Genomic DNA, 23616 nt, shown 5'->3' with positions numbered 1-23616 from the left:
TATAGCGCACGTGCGACAAACCTCCATGTTATTTTAAATTCGTTAACTAATTTAAAGATTTAAGCACTAACTTAAGTTCGCTCTGCAAATGAGATATGCGTTCATTGATTATCGCCAGTGCTTGTTCATCGTTTGTAATTTCATCCCAATGATTCGCCCACGCTTGTTTTAACCGATCTGCCGCCACTGCCACCTTGGGGTCGATAAGCACGCTTAGTTGCTCAATTAAACCAACCTTGACCCAACCTATGCGTGGTGATCCTGCGACATCGTCTTGATCATAAACCGCAGCAAAAATATTTTGCTCGAGTTCAGCAATGGCAATGATCACCTCAAATGATGCCGTTCGAACCGTAGTATTGTGTTCACTTTGCTCTAATCGCCAAGTGTTGTAGCCAAAACCGAGCACAGCAAAACACAAGCTCACAATTGAAATGGTGTAATAAATTTTTAAACGATTTTTCGACATAAAAGCGCCCACCAATTATCCTCAGCACACTACAACTCAACTAGCGCAGCTTAAGAAAGCTGCGCTAGCAAAACGCCAAGCCCAGCAAAACATGCCACTAACACAAGTACTGGAACCTTAAGCCCTCTTAGTAACCATATGCCAATCAAGGCGATTACACCATCCAACCAACCTGAGATGGCAGAAACTAGCACAGGTTGATAAAGCGCCGCGAGCAACAAGCCAACAACCGCCGCATTAACGCCCGCCAATGCACCGGCAATTTTGGGGTTGCTGGCATAAGATTGCCAAACAGGCTGAAATGCTAATACCAATAAGAAGCCTGGTAGAAAAATAGCTAAAGTTGCGGCAATAGCGCCAAGCACAGGGGCGTTGTGTAAGATACTCGCCCCCAAATAAGTTGCTAACGTAAACATAGGCCCAGGTACCGCCTGCGCTGCCGCATAACCAATTAGAAACTCGCTTTGCGAGAGCGTGTCGGCCACGGCTTGCTGAAGCAAAGGCAACACGACATGACCACCACCAAAAACCAAGCTGCCAGCGACATAAAAATCTTTGATTAACTGAACGATTGCATTACCACCAGTTATCAGCACACCCGCCATGAGCAGCAAAGCAAAAAGCACAAACATCGGCCAATTCAATGCGCGAGACTTTCCGCCCTCATCTAGCGCAGGTGTCAAACCGTTAGTGCCGCTGGCGCTAAAACACACCCGGCCTATCACCGCCGCACACGCTAACAGCACTATTTGCATCGCCGGAAAAGGAGTGAAAATCAAGACACAAGCCGTTATGACCGCTAACACTTGTTGCCAAAACTTTTGACAAAAACTCTTTGCCATCGTGGCAATCGCATCGGCAACCACTACCACGGCAAGTAATTTTAATCCGGTGACGACGCCGATAAATGTTTGGCTGCTGGCAAACTCTAAACCAACAAAATACAGCAATAGCATTAATACAACCGACGGCAACGTAAAGGCAACAAAGGCAGTGATGCCCCCCATAATGCCAGCCCGATGACAGCCAATCGCAAAACCAACTTGGCTAGAACCAGGACCCGGTAAAAACTGACTTAACGCCACGATATTGCCAAACTCTTGCTGGCTTAACCATTTGTGCTGTTGAACAAAGGCTTGTTGAAAATAACCAATATGGGCGGCAGGACCACCAAAGCTAGTGCAGCCTAAGGTAAAAAATCGGATAAAGATCTCAACTAATGATGTCATTAAATTTTGTGCTCATTGTGGTTATTAATCATTTAACTAGTTATACCAATCCGCATAAATATATGTTCACTCAGCTTGAGATAAAGCGCTTTAATGCAAGGCGCATGTTTGCTCGTCATAGTTACTCTATTTCAAGAACATGCAACACAGCAGTAAAGTGTTTTAGCCAAGCCCTTCGGGAGCTTTTCAGCAGCCCAATCACGGCGGCAAATTTTCTAGATGTAGAGCGACTATATCAGCAAAAATTTTTCTTGTACTTGAACCGCTGAAATAGCTCTGAGTTAATCATACTATTATGCGGATTGGTATGACTTGGCAAGCCATCAGCGACACTGATTTTTCTTTGCCAACTAGTTGTTGCTGGCCAATTTCGATAAAGCCTTGTTGCTGGTGAAATGCGATTGAGGGCGGATTTGCGGGTTTCAAATCAATTTCTGCACACAGCCAATGAAGCTGCTGACTTTGCGCATAGTTTTTTAACGCTTGGTAAATTTGACTGGCAATACCACGGCGGCGAAATTTCTCGCCAATAACAATGCGGTCAATATACAAGAACTGCTTTAATCGCTTGCTAAACCACTGATAATTAACACTGTCGTATGTTTTATTATCTGTAAAGGCAAGTAAGAAAGCCGCCACTTGCCCTTCTACCTCAACAATCCAAAAGAGTTCGGTCATCGTAGTGAGTAATTCAAGTCGTGCTCTATCCATCGGGCTTAACACCGAAACCGATGCTAAATTTAAAGAAAGAACTGCGTCATAGTCTGCAATGGTTGCACCGCGAATGATTGGCGTTGGCACTAAGCGCCTCCTTAACCTGAGTTTTTGGAAAGTCGAAATATCACAATAAGATCAACAGTAAGTTACGCCTTCTATGCTGCTTAACATGAAGGTAAAGCAATCCGAGTACAAGACAGAGCCACGTACAGAGAAAACCAATGTATAAGCAGCAAACGCAGAAATAGTATAAGCATATGAAGAATTTAATAAAAGCAAAGCGCTTGTCGCAAGGTAAGCGACACACTAACTATGCAAAGAGCAGCAGCAAGCAGCAAAGTGATTGCCCAGTAGCTAGGTACGTAAGCTATCGTATTAACCGCTTACTGATCACTATTATTGTGATAGCGAGTTTTATTTATGCGCCAGCTTCTTTGAAAGCCGAGCCTGTGCGCTGGCTAAATGATCACAGCTTCTCGTCCAGCCAACAAAAAACAGTAAACAAGTGGCTGAATTTTGCGGTAGAGGCTACTCAAAAAAGTTTCGGTGTACTGCCGTTTGACACTATCGACTTTCGCGTTAAGCACAGTCGCCGCCACTCAGAGCCCGTGCCATGGGGTCAAGTGAATAGAGTCGACAACTCTATTTTACTGCATATCTCCCCCTACTACGGTTTAACAGCCTTAAAGGATGATTGGACGATTTATCACGAAGTCGCCCACCTTTACTTACCATTTTTAGATGACCACGACACTTGGCTAAGTGAAGGTTTCGCCACCTATATACAACACATCACCATGATGCAGGCCAATGTATTGACGCAAACGCAGGCTATTTCACGTATAGAAGCAGGATTTGGTCGTGGTCAGGCAAATATGCGCCGAGCTCGTGGCTCGTTGTATCGAATCAGCGATAATATGCATTACAACCGCGCCTATATGCGCGTTTATTGGAGTGGTGCTGCGTATTTCGTTGAAGCGGATCTTGCACTTCATCAGCAGGGCAAAAAGCTAACGACCATTATTGCAGACTATGCGAGCTGCTGCTTAACCATGGATGGCACGGGAAAACAGTTGGTCAAAGATCTCGATAAGCTCAGCAATACGTCGATATTTTCAGAGCTATATTCAGTTTACCGATATCGCCGCGATTTCCCTGTTATTGAGCGTCAAGCACTAAGTGAATTACTTACCAGCTATCAAGTTGAGTGAATATCAGTAAATACCTGCAAAAGCCAGTAACAGCTACTAACTCTCATTTATACCCAATAAAGTCATCGCAATAAGTTAAAGCAAACGACTCATTTTGATATCGAATTTACTATTGCTAAGTGATTAGTATTAAAGAAATAAATTAAAAATCTTTAACTTGTGCGCAGGTCCCGCCCAATTCTAGCCTATAGATTGGTGCAATCTCGCCATGACAAACTGTAAGTAAAAATGTAACATTACATGACAAGTTTCATATTTTAGATAGGCGATATTCTCATGGCACACAATGACGATACAGTATTAGCAAGCATTAAAGAAGAAACTGCACAAGCACAAAAGTCGCTAGCACAGCAGTTAGCCGACGCGCAGCAAGAGATTGAAGAGCTCAAATTAAAGCTAATGTGGATGGAACGCAGCTACGAATAACAGGCTAACGGTTGTTCAACTGCGTTAGGCGGCATTAGCACCACCTGTAAACTTACAAGGCAGCTTTCAGACAGGGCTTCACGTTAATTGTATGGATTCACATTAAGTGTGCTAATTCATATTAACGTTTTACGAAAGCTAATAATTCCAGCGAGAAACCATAAAGCTTCAAATAAGCCTTATGGTTTCTGTCATAAACAGTCTGCTGAGTTAGCTTTTGTCACTTTTTACCAGCCTGTACTGTCGATAATTCTATCTGCTGCGTCTAAATGCTGATATAGCTTAGCAACTGAGCCGATATCAGCTTTAAACTCTCCCCACGACCTCACCAAGTCGCTCGCTTGAATATCTTGCCTGATCGGTAATTCATGATTGATATTTGAGTACATCGTTTGTGCTTGCTCTGTTAATAAGAACTCGATAAACAACTGTGCGTTTTCTTTATTTTTTGCCGCGTTGGTAATGGCTGCGCCACTGATATTAACGTGAGTACCACTGCCTAATTGCTCTGGCCAAATCACACCAAGATTTGCATAGACTTGACGGTCCTGCAGTGAAGCACTTTGCGACATTGTGCCAAAATAGTAGCTGTTTGCGATCGCCAAATCACACTTACCTCGATTAACATTACGCAGTTGGTCACGATCGCCACCCGTTGGTCGCATTGCTAAATTATTCACTAAGCCCCTAGCCCACTGCGCTGCCCATTTCTCGCCATGCAAGGCAATAAAACTGGCCAACATGGAGCGATTGTATGTATGGCTTCCCTTACGAGTACAAATTTTATTGTGCCAAGCTTCGCTGGTTAAATCTTCATAGCGATGAATGTCACTAGCATTAACTTTGTCTTTGGCATAAAAAATAGCGCGCGCTCTTATCGACAAGCCATACCAAAAACCCTCAGGATCTCTAAGTTCAGGTGAAATATGTTGTTTCAGATAGTCAGATTCAATCGCTTGCAGCAAGCCAAGTTGCTTAGCCTTTTCCAAACGAACAACATTAGAGGTTAACAGTACATCTGCAAAACTATTGTCACCGTCTTGTATTAAGCGTTTTAGTAGCTTGTCTGCTTTACCACTAACAACATTTACTTTAATTCCTGTCGATGCTGAGAAACGCTCTATGATGGGGTTAATTAGCTTTGCTTCACGAAACGAATACACGTTAACCACAGACGACTCGGCACTATTTGCAGCCGCAATAGGTAACATAAAACCAAGTGCTATTTTTGCTATAAATTTCATACAACACGCCCTAATCTCTAACGGAGCTAAACGCAAGCTAAGCGAAACCGAGAAGGCAGCTATCTTACGCGTTAAAATCGCCAGCCATATTAATGATAATAATTATCATTTACAAGAGGTATTAACTGACATATGATACACAGGTTGCCATTTTTGGTGCCTCGCCTGTTTTATTAGTTGTAGATTGCTCATTTTCATGTTCGAAAAGTTGATTCGTTATAAAACTGTTGTTCTAACTGCGTTGATTGGCTTGGCCATGGCAATCGGCGCGTTTGGTGTTATTCAACACTATGAGCAACAGCAAATTAAAAACCAATTTCACGCAACCTTTGTTGACAAGGTCACGGGCTTATCACAAGCCATTATCGCGATTGAAAAAGTGCTGATTGCGACCCAACAGATGCTTAAGGTTTACCCAGACTTAAATCGGCAACAATTTTCTCAACTGGTTAATGACGAGTTACTCTCCGGCACGGTCATAACAGGTATCGAGTGGGCGCCGAGAATACATCAATCAGCGCGCTCTGGTTTTGAATCAAAAATGCGTGAATCAGGCATATTTGATTACCGTATTCACAATGTGGCGCAAGCACAAAGCTGTGAACCCGCAGCCGACCAGACCATACTTCCTGTCGCGTTTACCGAGCCAAGCACTCATTTAGGACAAGAGCTAGGTTTAGACCTCAATTCAGATTGCCAATTGCGCACGCAAATCGAAGAAGCCATAGACAAGCAAATTATCAGTTCAAAAACATTCACGAGTGATCAGGATGAAATTGGTGTGAGAATGTTGCTACAGGTATCCAACAACAGTACTAATGTGGGCATTATTGTTGGCATGGTAATGGTAAACCAATTGGTAGACAGCCTATGGGGTGGTTTAACGCAATCTGAAAACTTCGTCTTAACGATATACGAAAATACCCAGCTCAACGGCGCGCACAATCAAAAACAAAAACTCTACGATTCTCGTTGGCAGCTAAATTGCGAAAATAACATCGCCTGCTTTACACAGCCAGCTTTAGTCGAAAGCGCGAGTATCCCTTTTGCCAATCAGCAATGGGTCATTGAGTTTAGCCAAATTAAGTTAACTAGTGGTGAAGATTACTTTCCTTATCTTGCTGCGGCACTGGTACTGGTAGCAACAGCGAGTTTAAGTTATTACCTGTACACGAATATTACCCGTATTCAATGGGCCAATTCGTTAGTCGAAGAAAAAACGGCATCATTAAAATTTCAAGCAAGCCACGATTTACTAACGGGGTTACTTAATAAGAACGCCTTGTATGAATACTTGCAGCAATTGAACAAGACTCATCTTACGTCTAAGTTTATGCCGTTTAGCGTTTTATTTATTGACTTGGACTACTTCAAAAAGATCAATGATACCCAAGGTCATATGGTCGGTGATTTACTGCTGGAACAAGTTGCCAACAGACTAAAGCACAACAGCCGCAGTAACGATTTACTGTTTCGTTTTGGTGGCGATGAGTTTGTTATCGTACTGCAAAATATGTCCTCAGAGCGACGCGCAACAAACATCGCGCAACGCTACCTAAGTGAGCTGCAACAACCATACAATATTGACGGGAATACCTACACTATTGGCGCAAGTATCGGCGTAACAGTAATCGATTCCGACGACTTTTACCCAGAAGATATCCTTAGAAACGCTGATATTGCTATGTATCAGGCCAAAGAGTCAGGCCGCGGCCAAGCGATGTTTTTCCAACATAAAATGTTCGATGACATCGTTCACTTGCATCGCTTAGAGTCAGATTTAGACAAAGCGATTTCACAAGATCAATTTGAACTGTATTACCAACCGATATTTAGCAATGAACAACAGCTTATCGGTTTTGAAGCATTGGCTCGTTGGGAACATCCAAGTAGAGGGCTTATTATGCCGCTCGACTTTGTACCGATTATAGAGAAAACCAATAAGATTAAGGCATTTGGCTTACTCGTTGCGCGCAAGGCAATCGCCCAGCTTGATAAATTCCGTCACCTTTATGGGGTGGAACAATGCCCATCGATTAGTATTAATGTCTCAGCCTTACAAATTGTTGACGATGAAATTGTACAACTCATTGAGTCACAACTGGCCCATTACGCATTGCCAGCTCATTTGTTAGCAATAGAGCTGACCGAATCGGCATTAATAGAAAATCACACGCTAGTGAAAGCTCGTCTCAAGCAACTGAGCGATCTTGGCATTAAAATATACCTTGATGATTTTGGCACTGGCTATTCATCACTGTCGCTACTGCAACACCTGAATATTGATGTGTTAAAAATAGATCGCGCTTTCATCTCAGCATTAGCGGAGCAAACGCCAGAAGCCAAAAACTTAGTGAAAGCCATCATTCATATGGCACAAGCACTTCATTTGAAAGTGATCGCAGAGGGAATTGAGGATAAGCAAATGATTGCTCAATTGACGGCAATTGGCTGCCATGCCTTTCAAGGCTACTATTATGCTAAGCCACTCCCTGTAGCGCAGTTAGCCAGCTTTATGGCTCCGCTGCTTAACCATAAGCGCCATAGCAACCGTGTAATCACGAATTCAGCGGCGATAGCTAACGCAAAAGGTATAAATACCGCAATCAAGCATATCGCCTAACTTAGGTTACTCTACTAACGCTTATATGAAAGCGAGCAAGGTGTCAGGCTGTTAAGCCATTAAGGCAAGTGTTCACTTGCCAGATAATCATGTGATTGCATTTCCTGTAAACGGCTTAAGCAACGTTTAAATTCAAACTCTAAACCACCATGGCTGTATAAGTTATCCATAGCGACCTCAGCCGAAATAATCAGCTTTACTTTGCGCTCGTAAAATTCGTCAACCAAGGCAATAAAGCGGCGTGCTGCGTCATCACAATCAACACTCATTTGCGTTACATTGGCTAATAACACCGTATGGTATAGTCGACTCAACTCCATGTAATCGCTTTGACTGCGAGCACTTTCACACAGCTCACTAAATTCAAAATGCACAACCCCATCAGACTCTTCAATGGTGGTTAGCTCGCGATGGTTAATTTCAATGACTCTACCTTTTTCACCCGGTTCAACCGACAACTGCGTAAAGTATTGCGCAAGGTTGCGACTGGCTTGTTCGTCTAATGGGTGATGATAAATTTCGGCTTGTTCAAGTGTCCGCAATCGATAATCAACACCGCTATCCACATTAACGACTTCGCAGTTTTCATTAATCAGCTTAATTGCCGGTAAAAATCGCGCGCGCTGCAAACCATTTCGATATAGCTCATCGGGGATAATATTCGACGTTGCCACTAAGGTGACGTTATGAGCAAAAAGCTCTTCGAATAAAGTTCCTAAAATCATCGCATCAGTAATGTCAGAGACAAAAAACTCATCAAAACAAATAATGCAGGCTTCATCAGCGAAACGTTTAGCAATGATTTTTAATGGATCAGATTGCCCAGCTAAGGTTTTCATTTCATCGTGCACGCGATGCATAAAGCGATGAAAATGCACGCGCATTTTATTTTCAAACGGCAGGCAATCAAAGAAAGTGTCAACTAAGTAGGTTTTACCACGCCCAACACCGCCCCAAAAGTACAGGCCTTTGACATTGCTTGGTGCTTGCTTGCCAACTACGCGCTTCCAACGATTAAGCACTTTTTTGAAGCCTGTCACAGGTAAGGGTTTGTTTTCTAGGTCATCAAACACACGCTGTAAATGTTTAACAGCATTCTCCTGCGCCGCATCGTATTGAAAATCGTCACGTGTTAAGTCTTGTTGATATTTTTGCAGCGGCGTCAAATTGATCATGAAGCGTATATTCCAGCTATTACTGTTATCATCTGTATAAGTTTATTGGAGGCTTATTCTAATGTTAATCAAGCTTCGTGCTTGAAAAACTTAATTTAGCTAGCATATTCGCTATATTAGGCCTGCATTAAACGCTATATTTACGTTATACCAATTGAAATAAATACTTAATCATTCAGCGAGAATTAAAAGGCTCATAGGCAAGGCATTGATTGCAGAGAATGGCCCTCTCCTTATCAAAATCAATAACGCAGTATATGAGCCTTTTAAACTCGCCCTTTGGGAGCGTGTCAGCATCGCGATAATTGCGCCAAGTTTATTGGATGTAGAATAACTATATCTGCACAAATTTGGCTAATTCTCCCAGCGCTGACAACGATCTGAATTGATCAATTAATTAATTCAATTGGTATTTATGCTAATGGTTGAATATTCTCACTAATTTTCTGAACGAATACAACGAGGAACCTAGATATGACAGTTGTAACAAGTATCGCGCTTTTGTTAGTTGGCATCGTAGTTGGCTTTATTGGCGGTCGCTTTTTATCGGCATCTGCTAAAGAAAACAAAGCACTAGCGGAAAAGGTAACTAAAGGCGAAGCAGCTTTAACCCAATACCAAAACGATGTTGCTGAACATTTAGATGATTCTGCTAAGTTACTAGAGCAAATGAACGCTACATGCCAGAAAGCGATGAAACAAATGGAGCAAAGTACTGCTTTATTACAACGCGCTACGCCAACAGAGAGCGAAGCCATGCCATTTTTCTCACAGGAAACTCAAGAACAGCTCGCACAAACCGTTAAGCTGCGTCATGAGAAAAAGCCTGACTTTAAAGAAGAAACGACAGATGAAGCACCTCGTGACTACTCAAGTAACCCAAGTGGTTTATTTGATGATAAGAAACAAAGTGTTACAAATGCCGAATAAGGTTATTTTGAACTAAGTTAATTACGACTAGTCTGTTAATGGGTCTACTTAATTCTTGTTAAGGAGTTTTTTTAAGTATGAAAAAATTGTCGTTAGTGATCAGCGCCGCATTAATTTCCAGTTCAATTGCGTTATCGTCAAGCCCAGCATTTGCCAACCTACCTCTTGCTGTTGAAGGACAAACATTGCCAAGTTTAGCGCCTATGCTTGAGCGCACGACACCAGCGGTGGTTAGTATTTCGGTTAAAGATACGCATGAAGTAAACCAGCGAGTACCAGATGCTTTCCGATTCTTTTTTGGTAATCCAAGACGTAACCAACAGCCGCAAGAGCGCCCATTCCAAGGGTTGGGCTCCGGCGTCATTATTGATGCAGATGAAGGTTATATCGTTACCAATAACCATGTGGTTGATGAAGCAGATGAAATCTTAGTAACGTTAAAAGATGGTCGTCAGCTAGAAGCGAAAAAAATCGGCTCTGATGCCGAAAGCGATATCGCACTGCTACAAGTCAAAGACGATGATTTAACGGAGATTAAAGTATCCGACTCAGATCAATTGCGCGTTGGCGACTTTGCTGTCGCTATTGGTAGCCCATTTGGTTTAGGCCAAACCGTCACCTCAGGTATTGTCAGTGCATTAGGTCGTAGCGGGCTAAATATCGAAAACTTCGAAGACTTTATCCAAACTGATGCCGCAATTAACAGTGGTAACTCAGGTGGCGCATTGGTCAATTTACGCGGTGAATTAATTGGTATTAACACCGCAATTCTTGGTCCTAACGGCGGTAACGTCGGTATTGGTTTTGCCATTCCCAGCAACATGATGAACAACTTGGTCAAACAAATTATTGAGTTTGGTGAAGTTCGCCGCGGTGTGCTTGGTGTTGCTGGTCGCAGTGTTAACGGCGAAATTGCTAAGGCAATGGCCTTAGAAACTACCCAAGGTGGCTTTATTGAACAAGTGGTTGCAGACTCTGCCGCCGCAGAAGCGGGTATTAAAGCGGGCGATGTTATTACCAAAGTTAATGGCAAAATGGTGAAAACCTTTGCTGAGCTACGCGGTAAAATTGGCTCAATTGGCGCAGGCAAAAAAGTGAAGTTAACTGTCATTCGTGACGGCAAAGAAAAGCGCTTTACTGTGAAGTTAAAACAAGCTGAATCAGCCAATGTAGAAGCAGCCAGTATTCACCGTATGCTTGATGGCGCCGAGTTAGACAATGCCGCAGATGGTAAAGGTATTGAAATCACTGACGTTGAAGATGGCAGTGCAGCTGAGGCTGTCGGCCTGCAAGCTGGTGATGTCATTACTGGGGTTAACCGCAAAGATATTGCCACTATTGCTGAACTCAGAAACTATCTGAAAGACAACACGGGTGTATTAGCACTGAAAGTTGAACGTGGTAACCGTGCTATGTACTTAATGATTCGCTAACCCTGTAAATCAGTAGCATCTAGCTTTTACTGATATTAAAAAAGCGCTGCTCTTGTAAAAAGGCAGCGCTTTTTTGTATCTGCTATCAGCTCGCCTAAAGACTACTGGCCTTGATAATGAGCTTTGATATAAGCCAATAAGTCGCGATGGCTTTTACCAGGCTTATTGTTGGCCTGCTCTTTAGACGCTTGGCGAACTAATTGCCTCAACTTTTGACGTTCCATACCCGCGCACTGCGCTAATAAGTCTTCAATCTCTTGATTACCGCCAGCCAGCAATTGGTCGCGCAGTAGTTCAAATTTCTCGTGTTGCTTGCTTTGCTGTTGATGCTTATTCGCTAATGCGTCCATTTCCGCTTTAAGCACATCAACATCCACCTCTGTCAGCAATTTCGCAACAAAGCGGCTATGACGTTTTAACGCATCCGGTTTATTAAGGATTTTATCAGCCAAAATCATCGCATCTTGCAACTCTTCGTTTAGTGGCAATTTATTGCGCTTCGCTTTAGGCAGACGAATAATGGTCAAGGCTAAATCCTGCAATTCATGCATGTAGCGTTTGACATCGGTTTTACTTACATAATCTTCATCGAATTCGTCGATATCGTGGTCTAAGTGGTGCATAATGATCACAAATCAAAGTCAGTTTCCCGCTATTATACAGCAAATGTACAACAAACACTCTTCGGGCAACGCTTAACTTAGGCGCAACAACTCGCCAGTATCTCATCGGAAGCAAGTAATGAAAGAAGTCGATAGCATTAACACCCAAATTGATCATGTTAAAGGTCGCGTAGAGAACGCGTTAGCACTCGCCAAACAACTGGGTGCTGACAACGCAGAAGTTGCCTTGAGCCGTCAACAGGGGTTAAGTGTTAACACCCGCATGGGCGAAGTCGAAAATGTCGAATTTACCAATGACGGTGCCCTTGGTATTACAGTATACAAAGATGGACGCAAAGGCAGTGCTTCAACAGCTGATTTATCAGAAGAAGCGTTAAATAATGCCGTTAAGGCGGCTGTCGATATAGCCAAGTACACTTCAGTGGATGACTGTTCAGGTCTAGCAGATAAAGATCGCCTGGCAATGACGCCCGTTGAGTTAGATCTTTACCACCCAAAAGCGCTCACCACCGAAGAAGCCATCGACATTGCCAAGCAATGTGAAGATGCAGCACTAGCAAGTGATGCACGTATTACTAACTCTGATGGTGCAACACTGGCTAGCTTTGAAGGCTTTAAAGTATACGGTAATAGCCATGGACAATTAGTTGGTTATCCAAGTACACGTCATAGCCTAAGTTGTGTCAGTATCGCGTCAGATGGCGACGATATGCAGCGCGATTACGCTTATACGGTTAACCGCGACTTTGCGCAATTAGATGCACCAGAGCTTGTTGGCCAACAAGCCGCAAGTGAAGTTATTTCAAGGCTACATGCAGAGAAAATTAGCACTCAAAAAGTGCCCGTCATGTTTCGTGCTGATATTGCCAATACCATTTTTGGTCATTTTATTGCTGCCATCAGCGGTGGTAATTTGTATCGTAAATCATCTTTCTTGTTAGATGCGTTAGGCCAACCAATTTTCCCAGAGCACCTAACGATCAGTGAACGCCCTCATCTAACCAAAGCATTAGCGAGTAGCAGTTTTGATGCAGAAGGCGTTGAAACTATTGATCGCGAAATCATTAGCCAAGGTCAATTAGAAACGTATCTTCTAACGAGCTATTCAGCGCGCAAGCTTGGCTTACAAACGACGGGTCACGCTGGTGGCATTCACAACTGGCTCGTTACCGCTAACGGTGGTGACTTTGACGCTATGCTGAAACAGCTTGGCACTGGCCTGTTAGTCACTGAATTAATGGGGCAAGGGGTGAATGTGGTCACTGGCGACTACTCGCGCGGTGCGGCAGGCTTTTGGGTTGAGAATGGCAAAATTGCTTACCCTGTGTCAGAAATCACTATCGCAGGTAAACTACAAGATATGTTTAAAGGCATTGTTTCGATTGGTACAGATACTGATATGCGCGGTAGCATTCGCACTGGTTCGTTATTAATTGAAGAGATGCAAATCGCCGGTAACTAAGACTATTCAGTAAAGGCTAGTCAGCCAAAAAAATTTACCATTAAAACAAAAAGCGCGCTAGTTTATGTCTCTAAGTAAAAACTAGCGCACTTTTTATTGTCTGTTAGATTTCTATTCGCCCTTTTCTACTTCTACCCGGGCTAGGCAGGCGACCTTAAGCAGCTTAAGTCAGTAATAGTGTCGCTGTACCTAGGAAAGCAAATATCCCCACAACATCGGTAATTGTCGTCAAAATGACACTACCCGCTAATGCTGGGTCAATATTCATTCGTTTTAACATCAGCGGAATCATCACCCCAGCGATCCCCGCTGCGGTCAAGTTCATGAGCATGGCAAAAGCAATAATGCCGCCAAGCGTTAAATCTTGCTTCCACACCGCCACCACAGTCGCAATTAAAAACGCCCAAATTAGGCCGTTTAAAAAGCCAACGGCTAGCTCTTTGTACAATAAGGAACGGGCATTACTATCACCGACATGACCCAGCGCAAGACCACGAATAACCAAGGTTAATGTTTGGTTACCCGCAACGCCGCCCATACTGGGTACCAGCGAGTTCAATACCGCAAGAATCGCTAGCTGGCTAAATATGCCTTCAAACATGCTAGTTACTGCAACGGCGAGTAATGCGGTGATCAAGTTCACACCAAGCCATACGGAACGCTGACGCGTACTTTTGATGACAGGGGCGAAAGTATCGGCTTCGTCATCAAGACCCGCCATACTCATCATCGAATGCTCTGCTTCTTCACGAATAATATCAATCACATCATCAATCGTAATACGACCGAGCAAACGCCCTTCTTCGTCAACAACAGGCGCTGAAATCCAGTCGTAACGTTCAAATAATGCCGCAACATCATTTTCAGGCATATCAGGGGCTACCGCTTCAATATCTGCGTCAATAAGGTTAGAAACGACAGTTTCAGGCTTTGAAGTAACAATGGCTGATAACGACACCGCGCCAATAAAGCGATCGTGACGATCAACCACATAAAAACTATCAGTGGCTTCTGGCAATTCACCTTTTAGGCGTAAATAGCGCAACACCACATCAACCGATACATCTGGGCGAATAGTGATGGTATCGGTATTCATGATACCACCAGCGGTATCTTCTTCGAACGATAACGCCGCCTCGACCCTAGCCCTGTCTTGTGTGTCCATACTTTGTATGACTTCCTTGTAGACACTATCAGGCAGGGTACGCAGTACTTCGGCTAAGTCGTCAACATCCATCCCTTCAGCGACTTCTGCAACCTTTTCTGGTCGCATGCTCTTCAAGATGCCCTTGCGCACCTCTTCATTGAGCTCTTCAAGTACTTCACCTTGGTGATCTGGATCGATAAGTTGCCACAACACAGGACGGCTTTTAACGGTGGAGGACTCTAGTATCAGCGCGAGATCATAGGCAGGTAATTTTTGCAGTAGTTTGCGAACATAAACAAACATACCACTGCCAAGCGCTTCGTTTACCTCTTGTAGTCGTTGTTGATTAAATTCTTGTTCTGATATTTCCGGCATAACTCACCCTGCGCCGACTGATTTACTGGCTAACTAACTGAGAGACATTGACGATATCGATGTCGCGAGTAACGATAAGTATGCGATTATTAGCTTAACGCTTGATGACAACTTGGCAACAGTTTAAACCATGTAGCATTAGTTACTGCACTGCCAGCAAGTGTATATGAGTTGCTTGTGTTTTTCAGCTTTTAATTTGGCTAAGCCTAAGATTTTTCGACTTTATTCTGCTTCATCGAAGCGCTGGTTGATGAGTTGGCAAACACTTGCTAGGGCTTGTTCAGCATCATCACCATCGGCAGTTACCTTAACAACTTTACCTTGGCCACCAGCGAGCAACATGATTGCCATGATGCTACTCGCATCAGCGCTATTACCATCTAAAGCTAAGGTAATTTGTGCACTAAATTGTTGGCTTAATTGCGCAAGCTTAGTCGCTGCGCGGGCGTGTAATCCCAGTTTATTAATGATTTCAATATCTTTGGATACGATTGCCATGTGACTTCCCAATGTAAAACTAGGCTAAATTTAGGTGCTCTTGATGTCGATATCTCGATGACGCGACTGCACATCTTCACGCTCTTTGCGGAAGTTTCCAGCAAGTAATTCAGCAATATAGACTGAACGATGTTTACCACCAGTACAACCAATCGCTATTGTCACATAACTACGGTTATTTCGCTCAAGGTGCGGCAACCAAGTCATTAAAAAACTATTAATTTGCCAAACAAACTTAGTGACAATCGGCTGGCTAGCGAGAAAGTCACGGACGGGTTGGTCTAAGCCAGTTTGCGATTTTAACTCTTTGTCCCAGAACGGATTAGGGAGAAATCGTGCATCAAACACGTAATCAGCATCAGCAGGAATACCATGTTTAAAGCCAAAGGATTCAAACACTAGCACCATAGCCCCTGTTTTCTTACCAAGTATGCGTTCACGTACGAGATCGGCTAACTGGTGCGGCGAGAGCTGGCTAGTATTCATATATAAGTCAGCACGTGTTGAAACAGGCTCAAGCAGTTTTTTCTCTAATTCTAGCGCTTGATCAAGTGCGATATTTTGTCTGATCAACGGATGCAAACGGCGTGTTTCGCTAAAACGACGGATCAAGTCGTTGTCGTTAGCATCAAGATACAGAATGGTCAGCTCTACGGCAGCAGGCAGATAATCAAGAATCTCATGAACGTCTTTGGGCTCAGCCGGCAAATTACGAACATCGAGCGATACACCAACGTTTTCATATTCGTTAATTACCGTGTGGGTAAGCGCAGGTAGTAAGTTTACTGGAATATTATCAACGCAGTAGTATCCTAAATCTTCCAAAACTCTGAGCGCAACTGATTTGCCAGAGCCTGAACGACCACTGACGATAATAAGTTTCATAGTTTGCTTACCGTTATTCCGCTTGGTTAATCAACTCGTAAAGCTCATGATTACTAGTACATTTACGAATTTTTTTATTGATTTGTTTGTTGCTCAGCAGCTTAGCAATACTTTGCAGCGTGGATAAGTGATCTTTACAACAGTCTTCAGGCACAAATAACGCCACGAAGATATCAACAGCGCGGTTATCAATCGCATCAAACGCCACTGGCTGTTCAGTGGTCATCAGTACTGCCACAACTTGATTCGTGCCAGTGAGGCGACCGTGTGGTATTGCAATGCCATTGCCAATGCCCGTGCTGCCCATTTTTTCACGAGCCAGCAAACTTTGCAGCAATTCAAATGTTGAGTGTTCAGGAATGTGACTAGTTGCAATACTGCAAATTTGCTCGAGGATTTTCTTTTTGCTTGACAGTGGGACTGCACAGGATGTGCAGTCCTCGGTTAGTATATCTTGCAGCTTCATAGTTTAATGCTGAGTAATTTTTCCTTTGTATTTAAGGATTTGGCGGTCAAGTTTATCAATGAGCGAGTCAATTGATGCGTACATGTCTTGATTTTGTGCTGAGGCGTGAACCTCTGTGCCGTTGAGGTGAACTGTCGCCTCGGCTTTTTGGTTTAATTTTTCTACGGTAAGAACGACGTAAACATTGTTAATGTGATCGAAATGTCGCTCCAGCTTTGCAAACTTAGTGTTAACGAAATCGCGTAATGAATCTGTCACTTCTACGTGGTGGCCTGATAAATTAATTTGCATAAGCTTTATTCCTCATTGCTTGAATACTTAAAGTAGACTTTTTCTTTGATTTGACGGTGGAATAGATAAGGACTCTCGGTACTTAGCTATTGTCCGTCGCGCAACATTAATCCCTTGCTCTGCTAATAGTTCCGCCATTTTGCTATCACTTAATGGTTTCGATGGAGTTTCTGCTGAGACAAGCTTTTTAATTAATGCTCTGATAGCAGTAGATGAACATTCCCCCCCATTTTCCGTACTAACATGACTAGAAAAGAAGTACTTTAATTCGAAAATACCTCTAGGCGTGTGCATGAATTTTTGCGTGGTTACACGCGATATGGTTGACTCATGCATATCAACCGCTTCTGCGATGTCGTTTAACACCATCGGGCGCATCGCTTCTGGCCCGTATTCGAAAAAGCCTTGCTGACGCTGAACAATACAGTTTGACACTTTCAGCAGCGTTTCGTTGCGGCTTTCTAAACTTTTAATAAACCATTTGGCTTCTTGCAGGTTTGAACGGATAAACTGATTATCGTCCGATGACTTCATACTTTTGGTCATCGCTGCGTATTGCTGGTTAATTGATAATCTTGGTGCTGTACTTGGATTAAGCTCAACCACCCAGCGACCATTTTTCTTTTCCACAGAAACATCTGGGATAACGTACTGATCATCACCTTGCACTACAGCATCACCCGGTCTTGGGTTTAACGACTGGATCAGGCGCAGTGCCTCGCGCAGCTGGTCTTCCTTGAGCTTGGTTTTTCGCATTATTTGACGATAGTCACGATTACCCAATAAATCAATGTGCTCGCTAATGATCAGCTTACTTTCTGCTAAATGCGGTGTGTCGTTATCAAACTGGTTCAATTGAATAAGTAAACATTCAGGAATAGAACGCGCTGCGACCCCAATAGGATCGAACATATTAATACGCTTTAATACCGCTTCAACTTCGTCAAGTTCAACTTCCTCAAGACCTAGACTTTCCAATATATCTTCGGCAGAAACGGTTAGGTAACCAGCATTGTCAACGGCATCGATAATTGCCATGGCAATGGCTTCATCGGTTTCACTAAAGGGGGTTAGCTCCATTTGCCAGCGCAAGTGGTCTTGAATAGAATCGGTGGTTTCACCTTGATAAACGTAGTCATCACTGCCTGCAGTGCCAATGCCAGAGCTACTTACACCTGCACTAAATGACTCATCCCAAGTGGTATCAATACTCAACTCTTCTGGAATGTCATTTTTTTCCATCGCCTCAGTAGTGCTGACTTCATCAGCGGTAGGCATAGCATCTTCAGAACCATCTGTTGTCACCTGCTCGGTCGTTGCCGTAGCAGAATAAGCATCGTCTATAGACTCGCTGTCATTACTTTCCGATGAGGCACTCGCCGACTCATCCACTTCAAGCAGTGGATTGCTTTCCAGCGCTTCTTGAATCTCTTGTTGAAGGTCTAATGTTGATAATTGTAGTAACTTGATAGCCTGCTGAAGTTGCGGCGTCATCGTAAGTTGCTGACCAATTTTTAACTGCAATGATGGACGCATTTAAGTCTAACGGTTTCCTTTTGTTGTATTCTTTTATTCAAGTAAAACGCTAATGATTTAACTATAGCGTGAATTGCTCACCTAGGTATACATCTCTTACTTGCTGATTCGCCAAAATTTGTTCTGAATCACCTTCAGCGATTAATTCTCCGTGACTAACGATATATGCATGCTCACACACATCAAGTGTTTCGCGGACATTGTGGTCAGTGATCAAAACGCCAATGCCACGCTGCTTTAAATGCAAAATAATCTTTTTAATATCACCAACTGAAATTGGGTCTACACCAGCAAAAGGTTCATCCAGCAAAATAAACAATGGGTCGGCCGCTAGCGCTCTGGCAATCTCAACACGACGACGTTCACCACCCGATAAACTCATGCCCGTATTATCTCTTATATGGCCGATATTGAATTCTTCAATAAGCAATTCGAGTTTTTCTTCACGCTCAACTTCCGTTAAGTCTTTGCGTGTTTGCAAGATCGCCATGATGTTTTGATAAACCGTCAGTTTGCGAAAAATAGACGCTTCTTGCGGCAAATAGCCAATACCGCGACGCGCGCGCTCATGCATAGGCAACAAAGTTAAATCATCTGTCCCTAAAGTGATTTCACCGCTATCGTTCGGCACTAAGCCAACAATCATATAAAACGACGTGGTTTTACCCGCACCATTAGGGCCAAGTAAACCGACAATTTGTCCAGTACTGACCGACAAGCTGACATTTTTAACAACCTGTCGACCTTTATAAGCTTTTGCTAAGCCAGACGCGGTAAGTGTTACTTCTTGTGTCATTGGCTATTTATCACTTTTTGCTTTAGGTTTTAAAATGGTGGTTACCGACTGGTTACTGCCACCTTCTGCTTCCAATTGCTCGGTTAGCGTGTTGTACACGATTTTCTCACCGCTAACTTCACTACCAGCTTGCGTCAGCAATGCATTGCCCGAGATGGTGATAGTGAAAGTTAATGGTTCATATTTAATTTCATTGGCTTGCAAACGAATCTTACTGCCATCTTCAAGCAGTTGTTCAAATGTTGCTGGTTGCCCTTTAGCAACATAGGTTTGCACGTCTTGATCTTTTTGACTAAAAACTTGCACAAGGTCAGCTTTAATTTTCAATGAACCTTGTGAAATCACTACATCATCTAAGTAGCTAGCAATTTTATTTTTTAAGTCACCTGCTTGACGCCCTGCCGAGATATGAATTTCTTGCTCAAGGTCAATTTTTGCAGCAAGTGCCGGAGTGCTGATCACACTCGCGAGCGCTAGGCTAGCTAGCAGCTTTTTTATAAATAGTTTGTACATGCTCGGTCAATGTCATTTGTTTAGTGTTTAAGTCTATAATTAGCCCAGAACCATACATAGTAAAGTCTTTTCCCTGAATCAATATGGTTTGATCAGAGCTAATAATATTGGTATTCAAATCCAGTTCTAAGTATTTACAGTGAATTTCCTTAATCAAACTGTCTGGCTCTGTCGCCATTAATGTCACACGGTTTTTTAATACCACGCGATTATTGTTATAAAGCGTGCCTTCAAGTGCTTCGAGTTGCCATGGTGCCGAATCATTTTTCGGATATACAGTATATTTAGGCTGTTCAAAGTGAGTAAATGCCAACTCAGCGTAGTGTTCCATGCGCTCGGCATTAACATGATGCGATAATTGGCCGCTCTCACTGTAGATATCACTATTAAGCGCTTCAGCAATAAAGTCAGGGACAAGCTCTGCTTCAACAATGTCAGCGTCTTGCTGCTGTGCTTGACGCCATTGCACAACGCCATAGGCCATAAGGCTAAACAAGAAAGCGATTAGCGCTAGGCCATAAAGTCGATTCATACACTCGCGCCTTTAGCGTCTATCAATGTGTCTTGGCTATGCATAATAAGATCACAAAGTTCGCGCACAGCGCCAAAGCCACCTAGCGTAAAAGTGCGATAATCTGCTTTGTTAATGACAGCTGGGTGTGCATCATTAACCGCAACCCCTAAGGCCGCATACTCAATGCAAGGTAAGTCGGCCATGTCATCACCGATATACGCCACTTGCTCAGCCGTAATCGACAGTTCGCTCATTAGCGCTTTCATTTCGGGTAACTTGTCTTCTTTGCCCTGAATGATATGTTCAACGTTTAGCGCTTTCATGCGATCGTTAACTATTCGCGAATTTCGGCCAGTAATAATGGCGACCGTTACGCCCGAGGCAATCAACGCCTTGATACCATAACCATCTTTGGTATGAAACGCTTTGAGCTCTTCACCTTGGTTACCTAGGTAAATACGCCCATCAGAAAATACGCCATCAACGTCACATACCAATAGCTGAATGTTGCTGGCACTGGCAATAACTTGCTTGGCGACGGGGCCGTATAGTGTCGATACGGGTTCTTGTGCTGCTTTCATAGTGTTTTCTAATGTCATTAGAGTACGCCTGATTTTAACAAGTCTTGTAAATTTAGGGCACCTACAGGTTGGTTTTGCTCATCAACCACAATCAATCCGTTTATTTTTTTCTCTTCCATCACATTCAACGCTTCAGCCGCTAATAAGTCAGCCTGTGCTGTGGTTGGCGTTTTCGTCATCACTGACACAATTCCGTCGTGATGAATATCAATTTTACCATCTAAAATGCGGCGTAAGTCACCATCGGTAAAAATACCAGCGAGCTTTCCTTGTTCATCACAGACAGCAGTCATACCTAAGCCTTTTTCGCTCATTTCGACTAAAGCTTCTTTGATTAAGGCGCTGTTTGGTACAACAGGCAAGCGCTCACCGGTGTGCATAATATCACTCAGGCGCAGTAGTAACCTTTTTCCTAAGCTGCCGCCTGGGTGTGACAAGGCAAAATCATCCGCTGTAAAACCACGCGCATTGAGTAAGGCCACGGCAATGGCATCGCCCATCACAAGTGTGGCGGTAGTACTAGAGGTTGGTGCCAAGCCAAGCGGGCAGGCTTCTTGTTCAACCTTCACACAAACGTGATGTTCAGCCAATTGAGCTAACGTTGACTCAGGGTTGCCTGTCATCGCAATAAGTGGCGTGCCGATTCGCTTAATTACAGGGATAATTGCCAGTAATTCACCGGTTTCACCAGAATTTGAAATAGCGAGCACCACATCATTTTCGGTAATCATTCCTAAATCGCCATGGCTAGCCTCACCTGGGTGCACAAAAAACGCTGGCGTACCAGTACTCGCTAGTGTTGCCGCAATTTTACCACCGATATGACCCGACTTGCCCATGCCAACCACTACCACTTTACCTTGGCAATCAAACATGGTTTGGCATGCACTCGCAAAACCTGTGTCTAAGTACTGCTTCAAACCTTCAACTGCAGCTAATTCAGTCTCAAGTACCTTATTACCCAAGGTTATAAAATTTTCAGAATTCATTAGTAAAGCAAACTCTTAATTGATGTAAGCATTTAAATATTTATCGACAATGTTGCTGATTAAGCCGCTTATGCCACTTGGCTAAACAAAATAACTTGGTAGAGAATAAACGCTAAAAACAAGGTTGCGCCTTTCAGTCGCGTGATACGGAACGCGCCTTTTTCGCGGCTAAAACACAGCGCAAACAGCAATAAGGTAATCGCCAGCATATATGGCGCATCACGGCTTGCAACTTCGGCATCTATAGCGCCAGGCGCAATTATTCCTGGCAATGATAACACTGCAAGAATATTAAAAATATTGGAGCCAATGATGTTACCGAGTGCTAAGTCATCTTCTTTCTTTATCAGACTCATCATACTCGCTGCCAATTCTGGCAAGCTGGTACCAATAGCAATAATGGTTAAACCGATAACGAGGTCACTAACCCCAAAGGATTTGGCAATAAAGGCGGCTGAGTCAACCAAGTAACTTGCACTTAACGGCAGCAACACCATGCCAACAGCTAACCACAGAAATGCTTTGCTATTACTCGTTGCCTCTGGCACCTCTGCTTCGGCCTCGACAATCATAGGGTCGTCAACAGGATTACTTTTAGCGCGGCGTAAAGTGATCACTAATAACGTTGCGATGTAGACAAAAAAGCCGACCATCAGAATGCTGCCCTCAACTAAGCTTAACTCAAGGTTGATCAGCATTAGAAACGCAATAAATGTAATGCCCAAGGCAATCGGCAACTCGCGTTTAACTGTTGAAGAGGAGACTTGCAGTGGTTTAAGTAGCGCTGTTAAGCCTAATACCAGAGCGATATTAGTGATATTGGAGCCAATTGCATTACCGATTGCTGTATTTGCTTTGTCATCCAGCGATGCTGTTGCTGCCACCATCATTTCAGGCGCAGACGAACCCATGGCAACAATCGTCAAACCGATAATCATAGGTGAAACACCAAAATTTCGGGCAACCGACGAGGCACCATATACAAATTTATCAGCACTCCATACAAGGACAACGAGCGCGACAACTAATATCAATACTTGCAATAACATTTACTACTCCTGATCTTAAGGGGCTGTTGATCTTTGTTTTGTCGTTCAGCTGAGTTGATAAATTCGCTTTAATCAAGACGAAAATCATGTGGTTTAGTCATCTAAATCCATTATTTTCAACGCAGAGTAAAACGATTTTAGCCTCAGCCCGAAGGGCAATGGCTCTTTTTCGCGCTAACCTCATTAGAATTCTCTTATTTGGAACAACCAAACAACGTTCATTCTGCTTTGTTACCACGAAAAATACCCTATTGCTGAAAATCCAAACAAAGGTCAACAGCCCCTAAGTAAATTGTCGCTGTTAAGCAGATAAAAAAAAAGAAGAAAATGAATTTACCGCCAAATTCACGCACAACCTGCTGCTTTTTTGTTCAGTTATCACTTTTTTATGAACAGGCCACAGCATTGGGTAGCTAACATGCTTTGAGAACGCA

At 43.3% G+C, this 23616-nt stretch carries 24 protein-coding genes; 6 read left to right on the top strand and 18 right to left on the bottom strand.

The window, feature by feature from the left end; genetic code table 11:
- Positions 1 to 46: 46 nt before the first annotated feature.
- From DXX92_RS03215 to DXX92_RS03200, 3 genes are all read right to left on the bottom strand, one after another.
- Complete coding sequence (locus DXX92_RS03215) at positions 47 to 469, bottom strand: hypothetical protein (protein WP_147301924.1); 423 nt, start codon at positions 467 to 469, stop codon at positions 47 to 49.
- A 50-nt stretch (positions 470 to 519) separates the two neighbouring features.
- A complete protein-coding gene (chrA, locus tag DXX92_RS03210; RefSeq protein WP_115999119.1) occupies positions 520 to 1698 on the bottom strand; it encodes a chromate efflux transporter in 1179 nt (392 codons plus the stop codon).
- A gap of 285 nt (positions 1699 to 1983) precedes the next feature.
- A complete protein-coding gene (locus tag DXX92_RS03200) occupies positions 1984 to 2499 on the bottom strand; it encodes a GNAT family N-acetyltransferase (protein ID WP_115999117.1) in 516 nt (171 codons plus the stop codon).
- 173 nt (positions 2500 to 2672) lie between these two features.
- Between DXX92_RS03200 and DXX92_RS03195 the strand changes: the two genes are divergently transcribed.
- A complete protein-coding gene (locus DXX92_RS03195; protein ID WP_115999116.1) occupies positions 2673 to 3626 on the top strand; it encodes a hypothetical protein in 954 nt (317 codons plus the stop codon).
- 276 nt (positions 3627 to 3902) lie between these two features.
- Positions 3903 to 4052, top strand: coding sequence for a hypothetical protein (locus DXX92_RS19080; RefSeq protein WP_181901680.1), 150 nt, complete (start codon positions 3903 to 3905; stop codon positions 4050 to 4052).
- Positions 4053 to 4279: 227 nt separating this feature from the next.
- On the opposite strand, the gene DXX92_RS03190 is transcribed toward DXX92_RS19080, so the two are convergent.
- Positions 4280 to 5296 carry an extracellular solute-binding protein gene (locus DXX92_RS03190; protein ID WP_115999115.1) on the bottom strand — a complete coding sequence of 339 codons (1017 nt, stop codon included), beginning with the start codon at positions 5294 to 5296 and terminating at the stop codon, positions 4280 to 4282.
- A 196-nt stretch (positions 5297 to 5492) separates the two neighbouring features.
- Here DXX92_RS03190 and DXX92_RS03185 point away from each other — a divergent pair, with 196 nt between their 5' ends.
- A complete protein-coding gene (locus DXX92_RS03185; protein ID WP_115999114.1) occupies positions 5493 to 7919 on the top strand; it encodes a bifunctional diguanylate cyclase/phosphodiesterase in 2427 nt (808 codons plus the stop codon).
- Between the two features lie 59 nt (positions 7920 to 7978).
- Here the strand turns inward: DXX92_RS03185 and zapE are convergent, their stop codons facing one another.
- Entirely contained in the window at positions 7979 to 9094 is a 1116-nt protein-coding gene (gene zapE / locus DXX92_RS03180) for a cell division protein ZapE (protein WP_115999113.1), read from the bottom strand.
- A gap of 474 nt (positions 9095 to 9568) precedes the next feature.
- On the opposite strand from zapE, the gene DXX92_RS03175 reads away from it, so the two are divergent.
- Both DXX92_RS03175 and DXX92_RS03170 read left to right on the top strand, forming a co-directional pair.
- Positions 9569 to 10024 (top strand): YhcB family protein, encoded by a 456-nt coding sequence (locus DXX92_RS03175; RefSeq protein ID WP_115999112.1) that lies wholly within the window; start codon positions 9569 to 9571, stop codon positions 10022 to 10024.
- Positions 10025 to 10101: 77 nt separating this feature from the next.
- Complete coding sequence (locus DXX92_RS03170) at positions 10102 to 11457, top strand: Do family serine endopeptidase (RefSeq protein ID WP_115999111.1); 1356 nt, start codon at positions 10102 to 10104, stop codon at positions 11455 to 11457.
- Positions 11458 to 11558: 101 nt separating this feature from the next.
- On the opposite strand, the gene yjgA is transcribed toward DXX92_RS03170, so the two are convergent.
- Positions 11559 to 12080, bottom strand: coding sequence for a ribosome biogenesis factor YjgA (gene yjgA / locus DXX92_RS03165; RefSeq protein WP_115999110.1), 522 nt, complete (start codon positions 12078 to 12080; stop codon positions 11559 to 11561).
- A 118-nt stretch (positions 12081 to 12198) separates the two neighbouring features.
- Between yjgA and pmbA the strand changes: the two genes are divergently transcribed.
- Entirely contained in the window at positions 12199 to 13542 is a 1344-nt protein-coding gene (pmbA, locus tag DXX92_RS03160) for a metalloprotease PmbA (RefSeq protein ID WP_115999109.1), read from the top strand.
- 163 nt (positions 13543 to 13705) lie between these two features.
- On the opposite strand, the gene mgtE is transcribed toward pmbA, so the two are convergent.
- The 12 genes from mgtE to DXX92_RS03100 form a co-directional block, all read right to left on the bottom strand.
- Entirely contained in the window at positions 13706 to 15064 is a 1359-nt protein-coding gene (gene mgtE, locus DXX92_RS03155; RefSeq protein WP_115999108.1) for a magnesium transporter, read from the bottom strand.
- 222 nt (positions 15065 to 15286) lie between these two features.
- Positions 15287 to 15562 (bottom strand): HPr family phosphocarrier protein, encoded by a 276-nt coding sequence (locus DXX92_RS03150; RefSeq protein WP_115999107.1) that lies wholly within the window; start codon positions 15560 to 15562, stop codon positions 15287 to 15289.
- Positions 15563 to 15592: 30 nt separating this feature from the next.
- Entirely contained in the window at positions 15593 to 16447 is an 855-nt protein-coding gene (gene rapZ / locus DXX92_RS03145; protein WP_115999106.1) for an RNase adapter RapZ, read from the bottom strand.
- A gap of 13 nt (positions 16448 to 16460) precedes the next feature.
- Positions 16461 to 16913, bottom strand: a complete 453-nt coding sequence (gene ptsN / locus DXX92_RS03140; RefSeq protein WP_115999105.1) for a PTS IIA-like nitrogen regulatory protein PtsN — start codon at positions 16911 to 16913, stop codon at positions 16461 to 16463.
- Between the two features lie 3 nt (positions 16914 to 16916).
- The gene (gene hpf / locus DXX92_RS03135; RefSeq protein WP_115999104.1) at positions 16917 to 17204 is read right to left on the bottom strand and encodes a ribosome hibernation promoting factor; all 288 of its coding nucleotides are present in this window, start codon (positions 17202 to 17204) and stop codon (positions 16917 to 16919) included.
- A 27-nt stretch (positions 17205 to 17231) separates the two neighbouring features.
- Complete coding sequence (locus DXX92_RS03130; RefSeq protein ID WP_115999103.1) at positions 17232 to 18740, bottom strand: RNA polymerase factor sigma-54; 1509 nt, start codon at positions 18738 to 18740, stop codon at positions 17232 to 17234.
- A gap of 61 nt (positions 18741 to 18801) precedes the next feature.
- Positions 18802 to 19536, bottom strand: a complete 735-nt coding sequence (gene lptB / locus DXX92_RS03125; RefSeq protein WP_115999102.1) for an LPS export ABC transporter ATP-binding protein — start codon at positions 19534 to 19536, stop codon at positions 18802 to 18804.
- A gap of 3 nt (positions 19537 to 19539) precedes the next feature.
- Positions 19540 to 20049, bottom strand: a complete 510-nt coding sequence (lptA, locus tag DXX92_RS03120) for a lipopolysaccharide transport periplasmic protein LptA (RefSeq protein ID WP_115999101.1) — start codon at positions 20047 to 20049, stop codon at positions 19540 to 19542.
- On the bottom strand, positions 20015 to 20581 hold the full coding sequence (gene lptC, locus DXX92_RS03115) for an LPS export ABC transporter periplasmic protein LptC (protein WP_115999100.1): 567 nt from the start codon (positions 20579 to 20581) through the stop codon (positions 20015 to 20017). Before lptC ends, lptA begins: the two co-directional genes overlap by 35 nt.
- Positions 20578 to 21162, bottom strand: a complete 585-nt coding sequence (gene kdsC, locus DXX92_RS03110; RefSeq protein WP_245961387.1) for a 3-deoxy-manno-octulosonate-8-phosphatase KdsC — start codon at positions 21160 to 21162, stop codon at positions 20578 to 20580. The genes lptC and kdsC overlap by 4 nt, the downstream gene beginning before the upstream one ends.
- Positions 21162 to 22133: a KpsF/GutQ family sugar-phosphate isomerase gene (locus tag DXX92_RS03105; protein WP_115999099.1), complete on the bottom strand. Its 972-nt coding sequence runs from the start codon at positions 22131 to 22133 to the stop codon at positions 21162 to 21164. The genes kdsC and DXX92_RS03105 overlap by 1 nt, the downstream gene beginning before the upstream one ends.
- Positions 22134 to 22201: 68 nt before the next feature.
- Complete coding sequence (locus DXX92_RS03100) at positions 22202 to 23182, bottom strand: calcium/sodium antiporter (protein ID WP_115999098.1); 981 nt, start codon at positions 23180 to 23182, stop codon at positions 22202 to 22204.
- Between the last annotated feature and the right edge of the window lie 434 nt (positions 23183 to 23616).

The organism is Thalassotalea euphylliae (assembly GCF_003390395.1).
In the GTDB taxonomy this organism is placed as follows: Bacteria; Pseudomonadota; Gammaproteobacteria; order Enterobacterales; family Alteromonadaceae; genus Thalassotalea_F; species Thalassotalea_F euphylliae_C.
Note: the sequence above shows the minus strand (reverse complement) of the source record. Positions and strands in the feature narration are given on the sequence as shown.